7 protein-coding genes are annotated in these 7,639 nt (G+C 47.7%); 4 read left to right on the top strand and 3 right to left on the bottom strand.

Features of this window, described 5'->3' with window-relative positions:
- Positions 1 to 60: 60 nt before the first annotated feature.
- Both EEX84_RS06695 and EEX84_RS06690 read right to left on the bottom strand, forming a co-directional pair.
- Complete coding sequence (locus tag EEX84_RS06695; RefSeq protein WP_123164824.1) at positions 61 to 1,083, bottom strand: SEC-C domain-containing protein; 1,023 nt, start codon at positions 1,081 to 1,083, stop codon at positions 61 to 63.
- 125 nt (positions 1,084 to 1,208) lie between these two features.
- Positions 1,209 to 2,111, bottom strand: a complete 903-nt coding sequence (locus tag EEX84_RS06690; protein WP_123164823.1) for an acetamidase/formamidase family protein — start codon at positions 2,109 to 2,111, stop codon at positions 1,209 to 1,211.
- 135 nt (positions 2,112 to 2,246) lie between these two features.
- Between EEX84_RS06690 and lepB the strand changes: the two genes are divergently transcribed.
- On the top strand, positions 2,247 to 2,780 hold the full coding sequence (gene lepB / locus EEX84_RS06685) for a signal peptidase I (protein WP_123164822.1): 534 nt from the start codon (positions 2,247 to 2,249) through the stop codon (positions 2,778 to 2,780).
- A gap of 99 nt (positions 2,781 to 2,879) precedes the next feature.
- On the opposite strand, the gene EEX84_RS06680 is transcribed toward lepB, so the two are convergent.
- A complete protein-coding gene (locus tag EEX84_RS06680) occupies positions 2,880 to 4,043 on the bottom strand; it encodes a pyridoxal phosphate-dependent aminotransferase (RefSeq protein WP_123164821.1) in 1,164 nt (387 codons plus the stop codon).
- A gap of 86 nt (positions 4,044 to 4,129) precedes the next feature.
- On the opposite strand from EEX84_RS06680, the gene EEX84_RS06675 reads away from it, so the two are divergent.
- The 3 genes from EEX84_RS06675 to EEX84_RS06665 all read left to right on the top strand — a co-directional run bounded on the left by EEX84_RS06675 (position 4,130) and on the right by EEX84_RS06665 (position 7,635).
- Positions 4,130 to 4,930, top strand: coding sequence for a carbon-nitrogen family hydrolase (locus tag EEX84_RS06675; protein ID WP_123164820.1), 801 nt, complete (start codon positions 4,130 to 4,132; stop codon positions 4,928 to 4,930).
- Between the two features lie 12 nt (positions 4,931 to 4,942).
- Complete coding sequence (locus EEX84_RS06670; RefSeq protein ID WP_123164819.1) at positions 4,943 to 5,395, top strand: OsmC family protein; 453 nt, start codon at positions 4,943 to 4,945, stop codon at positions 5,393 to 5,395.
- A gap of 131 nt (positions 5,396 to 5,526) precedes the next feature.
- Positions 5,527 to 7,635 (top strand): type IA DNA topoisomerase, encoded by a 2,109-nt coding sequence (locus EEX84_RS06665; RefSeq protein WP_123164818.1) that lies wholly within the window; start codon positions 5,527 to 5,529, stop codon positions 7,633 to 7,635.
- The last annotated feature ends 4 nt before the right edge of the window (positions 7,636 to 7,639 follow it).

Genomic DNA, 7,639 nt, shown 5'->3' with positions numbered 1-7,639 from the left:
AAAGTTAGTTTTGAACTCTAACTTTTGGGGTGCACCACCCCGCGGCTGCTCTTTTTGATATTACTTATTTTTGGCCAGCAATTCTTCAAAATAAGCGCCAAATTCTTTCGAACGCTTCAGAATCGTGCTGGAAGAAACGCCGAATTTTTCGCTTAAGTCTTTGGCTGACAGCATAGGACCTTTGATCAGCTCGTGATCCTGCAGGAATCTCCAGTAACCGGCTACAAGTGCTTCCGGTTTTTGGACTGTTGGCTGCTGGCTGACCAAGTAACTGTTCAATATGCTGGTCGTATTATCGACGGTTTCTTCGTCAAAATCAGCTTGCTGAATATGTTTATTCAGCTCATCCATTACACGGGCATGCTCAGGGGAAAGTTCAATGCTTTCATCAATTGTTCCAGTGGAGTATTTAACGACTTGTTCAACGACGAACAAGTAATTGTCCTGCAGGTAACTCTCTCCATCTGCTGCACCGTTTTCTTTCATGTCAGCTTTTAGCTGTTTAAAGAAAGGTTCAAAATCACCGACAACCGTCAAATAACCATTCAGGAATAACACACCGTCTTTTCCGATTCGGGAATCGGGAAGCAGGATGGCGAGCAATCCTTGGTTATTTTGCATATCCGTCGGTGGCTGATCGGTCATTTTAAATGTTTCACCGGTAAAGGCATCCTTTAACTGAGCGCTTTGTGCATCTCCTTCAACATACTGGCCAAGGAAAATTTTGACGTCCTTCCAATTTTCCAGTACTTCTTGTGTTGTCGGACGATGAGCCAGCTCAATTTGCTTTGTCAAAAAGTCTTCCCATAAATGAGGCTTTTTCATAAAGAGAAAGTTCTCGATGACAAAAGCCTGAGCGTCTGTTTCAGCCATTGTTTCCATTAAGCGGGGCTGCCACTCCTGCTGCAGTTCGCGGAAATCCGCCAGCTGTTCCTGGTTCGGATTTTCCGAAAAGAACTGCTGCCGCACTTTGAATAATTCATCATTCACTAAGTCATTGATGGAAACTGCAGTTTCTCTGCCATGACATTTTTTATATTTCTTGCCACTGCCGCAAGGGCATGGATCATTTCTTCCTACCAATTAAATCACCTACATTTTTTCTTGAGTGTACCATACAATAGCGTTTCACTCAAAAGTCGGATGATTCTGACGTTAAGAAGGCATTACAAATGACAAAAAGTCAGCAAGGAAATTACTGCAACTTGTTAAGAAAAGAGCTGGATATCAAGTGATTCCAGCACATGGGCTGGCACGAAAAAGCGCACGGTCACCAATGGGTCGACCACTTGGCTGATTTGAGCTTCTCCCGCCGCGCTCATGAGCATGGTCATTTCACTGACACTCATGTCTGTATAGGGAAGAAGGAGGTCAATCATTTCTTCTGCCGCGATTTTCACTGCCTCATCCAATGTCATGGCAGACACAAGAAGTGAGACGCCGGATTCGTTCTGCAGGACCGGATATTTGGAATGGAAGCCTTTGACCAAATCCAATGTAACGGTGGCACGGCCTGGCACTTCGATACCCGATACACTGATCTCCCCATCACCCATCGCCGCATGAAAATCGCCTAAAGCAAACAAAGCGCCTTCAGTAAATACAGGAAAATACAGCGTGGCTCCGGCGGTGACTTGCTTGGTGTCCATATTGCCGCCATGTGCACCCGGAGTCCCACACGATACCGGTTCTCCTTCCGGCGCTACACCGATCACACCAATCATCGGATTCAAAGGCAAGTGAAGCTGTTCATTGAATATGGCTTTGCCGTTTTTGATGGGGATGATTTTGGCTTCCATCTCTTCCATCCGATGCCCCATCACGCCAAGTTCCGGGCCGGTCACCATGACACCCTGGCTGCCGATTTCCAGATTGTCGATGGTCACCTTTAAAAGATCACCGCTCACTGCGCCTTCTACTGCAATCGGTCCGGTTGCCGGATTAATCTCGTTCCAGTCAATCGCTCCCACTTCCTGCTCTTCCGATTGAATCTGGTCTTTAAAGCAGTCGTACGTTTCGATGGTGACAGTTTCACCGGGTTTTACAGTCATAACCGGCTCGTTTTTTCGAGAAAAACTGTAAATGACGTCTTGTTTGGACAAAGTTTTCATGCCTTACCACTCCTTTTTCTTACTATTTCCATAATTGTAGCAAGTGGCCCCTTGAATAGCAAAACTCTGTATGCGAAGAAATCCGGGCTATAGTAATATGGAGAAGAGTATAAACAAGGGAAAGAAGGAATAGGGATGTACGAAGATTCGACAAAAGACCTGGTGTCCTGGATGAAGGTTCTTTTTCTGACAGCGCTCATCGTATTGGCAGGCCGCCAGTTTCTGATCCAGCCATTGTCTGTCCATGGCGAATCGATGATGCCGACATTCGAAAACGACGATAAAGTTATCCTCAACAAAATAAGCCGTATTGAAAATTTCGACCTGATTGTCTTTGACGCTCCGGATGACCATAAACTGATCAAGCGGGTCATTGGCCTGCCGGGCGACCGCTTGGAAATGAAAGCCGACCGCTTATATATTAATGGAGAACTCGTTGAAGAACCCTATCTTACACATAATCGGAAAGTCGCCAGGCAGAAAGGGCATTCTTATTTAACAGAAGATTTCGCTGAAATCACTGTGCCGGCTGAATGTTATTTTGTGTTGGGTGACAACCGCCTTCAAAGTGTCGACTCCAGAATGTTCGGCTTTGTCCCGAAAGAGGCGGTGCTCGGGGAAGTGAAGTTCCGGTTTGCTCCTTTCGAGTACTTGGGTGCTGTGGAATAATGGTAAAGAAAACCAAAGCAGCTGTGTCCGAAAACTTAAATATTATTAGGAAGCAAGAAAAGCCTGTCCCTTCAAATTGGAGGACAGGCTTTTTAACGCTTAAAACAAGTTCAGTTTTTCAATCCGCTGGACCGCTTCAACGATTCGGCTTTCATCCACCAGCAAACCGACGCGGACAAATCCTTCTCCGCCTTCTCCAAAACCGCTTCCTGCAGCGACTGAAATGTCTGCGTGATCCAAAAGATAATCCGCAAATTCCACACTCGTAAAGCCTTTTGGAACCGGCAGCCAGGCGAAAAACGATCCTTTGGGTGCTTCGACTTCCCAGCCGATGCGTGCACATTCCTGAACCAACACGTTGCGTCGGCCTTCATACAAAGCCACCAGTCCCTCGACACATTGCTGATCAGCCGTCAATGCTTCTGCTGCTGCCAGCTGGACGCCTGGGAACAAGCCGGCGAATAAATGATCCTGGATCAGGTTCAACGCTTCGATCATTTTGGAATGGCCGACTGCAAAGCCGATGCGCCATCCTGCCATGTTATAGGTTTTCGACAGCGTATACATTTCGACACCGACTTCTTTGGCTCCCTCGGACTGGAGGAAGCTGACCGGCTTCTGACCCTCATAACCGATGCCGCCATATGCGAAATCATGGACAACCGCGATATTATTTTCTTTGGCGAATTTGACGGTGTCATCAAAGAATTCTTTCGTGGCCACAGCGCCTGTCGGGTTATTCGGATAGTTTAAATACATCAATTTGGAACGCTGTCGGACAGCTTCCGGCACTTCTCTGTAATCAGGTAAAAAATCATTTTCAGCTTTCAGCTGAAAGGTATCGTAATCAATACCTGCGAGTGGCGCGCCCGACAGATAATCGGGATAGCCCGGGTCAGGAAGGAGCAGCGAATCGCCTTCATTCAATAAGGCAAGCGGCAGTTCGACAAGGCCGATTTTTGTACCGCCCATAATGGCGACTTCCAAATCGGGATCGATTTCGACGCCGTACTCCCGTTGGTAGAATTCAACAGCGGCATGCCGCAATCGTTTCATGCCTCTGAATGGTGAATATTTGTGGGTTTTCGGGTCGGCGACGGCATCCTGCAGGGCTTTTACGATATGGGGAGGTGTCGGCTGGTCTGGATTCCCCTGTCCCAAGTTGATGACATCACGGCCTTCTGAAATGGCCTTGCTCGTTTTGGCGACGAGCGACGCAAAAAATTGTGTCGGTAATTGTTGCAAACGGTTTGAAAATTCCATACTAAGTCCCTCATTTTCTAAATAATTGCGCATCTACTCCAAATCTTATAGAGTTTAAGGTAACTTGTCTACTGGAGGAGAGTAAAATGAAGATAGCATGCGTACAGATGAATATTGCCTTTGGCGATCCTGAAACGAACTTTCAACGTGTTGAGGACTATTTGCGGGAAGCGGTGGAAAACGGAGCGGAAACGATTGTGCTGCCTGAAATGTGGAATACCGGCTATGCGCTGACGGACTTGGAACAGCTGGCAGACCATGACGGACGGACTGAAAAGTTTTTGCGTGACTTTGCCAAAGCGCATTCGGTAAATATCGTCGGGGGTTCTGTGTCGACGAAGAAAAACGGCGGATTCTACAACACCATGTATATCGTCGATCAAATCGGTGAACTTGCAGGCGAATACGATAAAGCTCATCGTTTCGGATTGATGGACGAGCATATCCATTTGGAAGAAGGGCAGTCACTCGGAACGTTCAAATTGGGTGACGCTGTATGCGGAGGCGTTATCTGCTACGATATCCGTTTTCCGGAATGGATTCGCACGCAGGCTTTGAACGGTGCCAAAGTAATTTTTGTGCCTGCTGAATGGCCGGCGCCACGCATCGACCACTGGCGTGTCTTATTGCAGGCACGGGCCATTGAAAACCAGTGCTTTATCGTAGCGGTCAACCGCATTGGCAGCGACCCTAAAAACGACTTTGGCGGCAGTTCCATGATTATTGCGCCATGGGGAGAAGTGCGTTTGGACCTGCAACAGGAGGAAGGCATCGGTTATGCGGAAATCGATTTGAACGAAGTGGAAGAAGTTCGAAAACGGATCCCGGTATTTGATGACCGGCGCGAAATTTTATATAAAGAATTCACCCCTGCAAAAGCAGACTGAAGGAGAGAGAATATGGCGACACATACATTCCATTTAACAGCGGATTGGCCCGAACTTCGAAATGACGTCGGTGAGATCGAAGCGGGAAACTTAAAAACACAAGTTTCGATTCCGCCTGAAATGGACGGCCCGGGCGTTGGCACCAATCCGGACGAAATGCTGTTGGGAGCGGCAGCGACCTGCTACATTATCACTCTTGCTGCTATGATGGAACGCAGCAAGCTGGAGAAAGAATCACTGACAATGGAATCTGAAGGGCTTGTCGATGTTACAAACGGTGTTATCACGTATAAAAAGATTATTCATAAACCGCGCGTAGTATTGCAAGCGGACGCAACGGAAAGGGATTTCTCGCTGGCAAAACGGCTGGCTGAGAAAGCAGAAAGTTCGTGCATGATCAGCCGCGCCATTAAAGGCAACGTGGAAATTGAGCTGCAGGCGGATATCACAGCTGCCACACGATGAAGAAAAATCGTTGAACGAAAAACAAAAGCTGACACCGAAGCACAAGATGTTTGGGCGTCAGCTTTTTTATTATGATTTTTCCACTGAAGGAGTACAATAAGGGAAAGGGTAGAAGTGAAAGGAAGAAATGCATGAAACCAGTAATTGTAGCGGAAAAGCCGAGTCAGGCAAAAGCTTATGCCGAAGCGTTCAAGACGACCAAACGTGAGGGATATATGGAAGTGGCACCAAATCCGATTTTTCCGGAAGGGGCATACATTACGTGGGGAATCGGTCATCTTGTGGAATTGAAAGAGCCCAAAGCGTATGATCCGAAATGGGGAAGGTGGTCGCTTGCGGCCTTGCCGATCTTGCCGGCCCAGTACCAGTTCCAGGTAGCGAGGGGAAAAGCCCAACAGTTCGGAGTCATTAAAAAACTAATCCACCAAACCGATACCGTCATCAATGCCTGCGATGTGGACCGGGAAGGTTCCAATATTTTTTACAGCATCTATTACCAGACAGGAGCAAAGAACAAGACCATCCAACGGCTGTGGATCAACTCGCTGGAAGTCGACGAAGTCAGAAAAGGGTTTCAGCAACTAAGGGATAACCGGCAGGATCTGCTGCTGTACCAGGAAGCGAAAGCCCGTCAAATCAGCGATTGGCTGGTCGGCATGAACGGATCGCGACTGTACTCGCTGCTGTTGCAGGAAAAAGGCATCCGGGAGGTATTCGCCATCGGGCGTGTCCAGACACCCACCGTCTTCCTCATTTATCAGCGAGAAAAAGAGATTGAAGCTTTTGTGCCGGAACCTTTTTATGAAATTGAAGGAACCTTTGAAGCAGAAAAAGGACGCTACAAAGGAAAAGCGAAGCTGAGGGCGAAAGAACGGAAAGAAGCGGAAGAGCTGCTGGCGAAGCACGGAATCAGCAACAGCGAACAGGGCGTCGTCACCAAAGTGAAAACGACTGACAAACGCACGCCATCACCGCCGCTTCATTCCCTCTCGACCTTGCAGGCTGCGGCCAATCGCAGATGGAAATACAGTCCGGCCAAAGTTTTGTCTGTCGTGCAAAAATTATACGAAAAAAAGCTGGTCAGTTACCCCAGAACCGATTCGCAGCACATAACGCCGAGTGAGTTCAGTTATTTGGCAGCGCAGGTGGAGAAGTACCAGCAATTGATCGGAGCGGAATTTCCAATTGCTTCGAAAGCTCCGAAAAAACGGTTTGTTGACAGTTCCAAAGTCCAGGAGCATTACGCCATCATTCCAACAAAGACAGTGCCGACAGCCCGGAAGCTGGAAGGCCTGGCACAGGATGAACGCAATCTGTACGAAGAAGTGATGCGGACGACGCTTGCCATGTTCCATAGAGACTACCGTTACGCGGAAACAAAAGTGGAGACAGATGTTAAAGGCCTGGTGTTTTTTACGACCGGGAAGACGGAGCTGGATAAAGGGTGGAGAGAGCTGTTTGCTTCGACAAAAGAAACAAAACAAGAACCTTCACTGCCTGAGCTGCGTGAACAGGAAGCGGTAAAAAGTAAAATTGCCATCAAGGAAGGCATGACCACGCCGCCGAAGCCTTATACGGAAGGCCAGCTGATCGCCGTAATGAAAACGTGCGGAAAATTCGTGGAAGACGTCGAAGACACTGAAATTTTAAAAGAAGTGGAGGGCCTCGGAACAGAAGCGACACGCAGTGGCATCATCGAAACCATCAAACGGCACGAGTACATCCAAGTAAAGAAAAATATCGTTTCGCTCACGGACAAAGGACGCATCCTCTGCCGGGCAATTGAAGGAAATTTATTGTCCAGCCCTTCCATGACTGCGAAATGGGAAACATATCTGAAGAAAATCGGCAAAGGCGAAGGTTCTGCGGAAGTCTTTTTGGACACGATCGGCAAATTCATCCTCAAATTACTGGCGGAAGTGCCGACTCAACTCCAGCAGAACGGTTTACCGGAAAAAATGGAAATGCCGGTGGGAAAAGGCACCATTGCGCCATGCCCGCGCTGCAAAAAAGGCATGATTATTTCCAATAAAGGCTTTTACAGCTGCACCGAATACACCAACGGCTGCAAGCAGTCGTTTCCTGCAACTTTTCTGAAAAAACGTCTAAGTGCTAAACAAATCGAGTATTTGTGCACAAAAGGCAAAACTCCGGTCATGAAAGGGTTTGTGTCGAAAAATGGCAAAAAGTTCAATGCCAAACTGGTCCTGGAGGATGGAAAGCTGAAAATGGAGTTTTGAAAAG

Origin of the sequence: Planococcus salinus, from assembly GCF_003719725.1 — a bacterium.
Lineage (GTDB): Bacteria > Bacillota > Bacilli > Bacillales_A > Planococcaceae > Planococcus > Planococcus salinus.
Note: the sequence above shows the minus strand (reverse complement) of the source record. Positions and strands in the feature narration are given on the sequence as shown.

Coding starts and splice junctions, on each gene's coding strand:
- EEX84_RS06665 (WP_123164818.1), top strand. CDS start 5,527: ATGAAACCAGTAATTGTAGCGGAAAAGCCGAGTCAGGCAAAAGCTTAT.
- EEX84_RS06670 (WP_123164819.1), top strand. CDS start 4,943: ATGGCGACACATACATTCCATTTAACAGCGGATTGGCCCGAACTTCGA.
- EEX84_RS06680 (WP_123164821.1), bottom strand. CDS start 4,043: ATGGAATTTTCAAACCGTTTGCAACAATTACCGACACAATTTTTTGCG.
- EEX84_RS06690 (WP_123164823.1), bottom strand. CDS start 2,111: ATGAAAACTTTGTCCAAACAAGACGTCATTTACAGTTTTTCTCGAAAA.
- lepB (WP_123164822.1), top strand. CDS start 2,247: ATGTACGAAGATTCGACAAAAGACCTGGTGTCCTGGATGAAGGTTCTT.
- EEX84_RS06675 (WP_123164820.1), top strand. CDS start 4,130: ATGAAGATAGCATGCGTACAGATGAATATTGCCTTTGGCGATCCTGAA.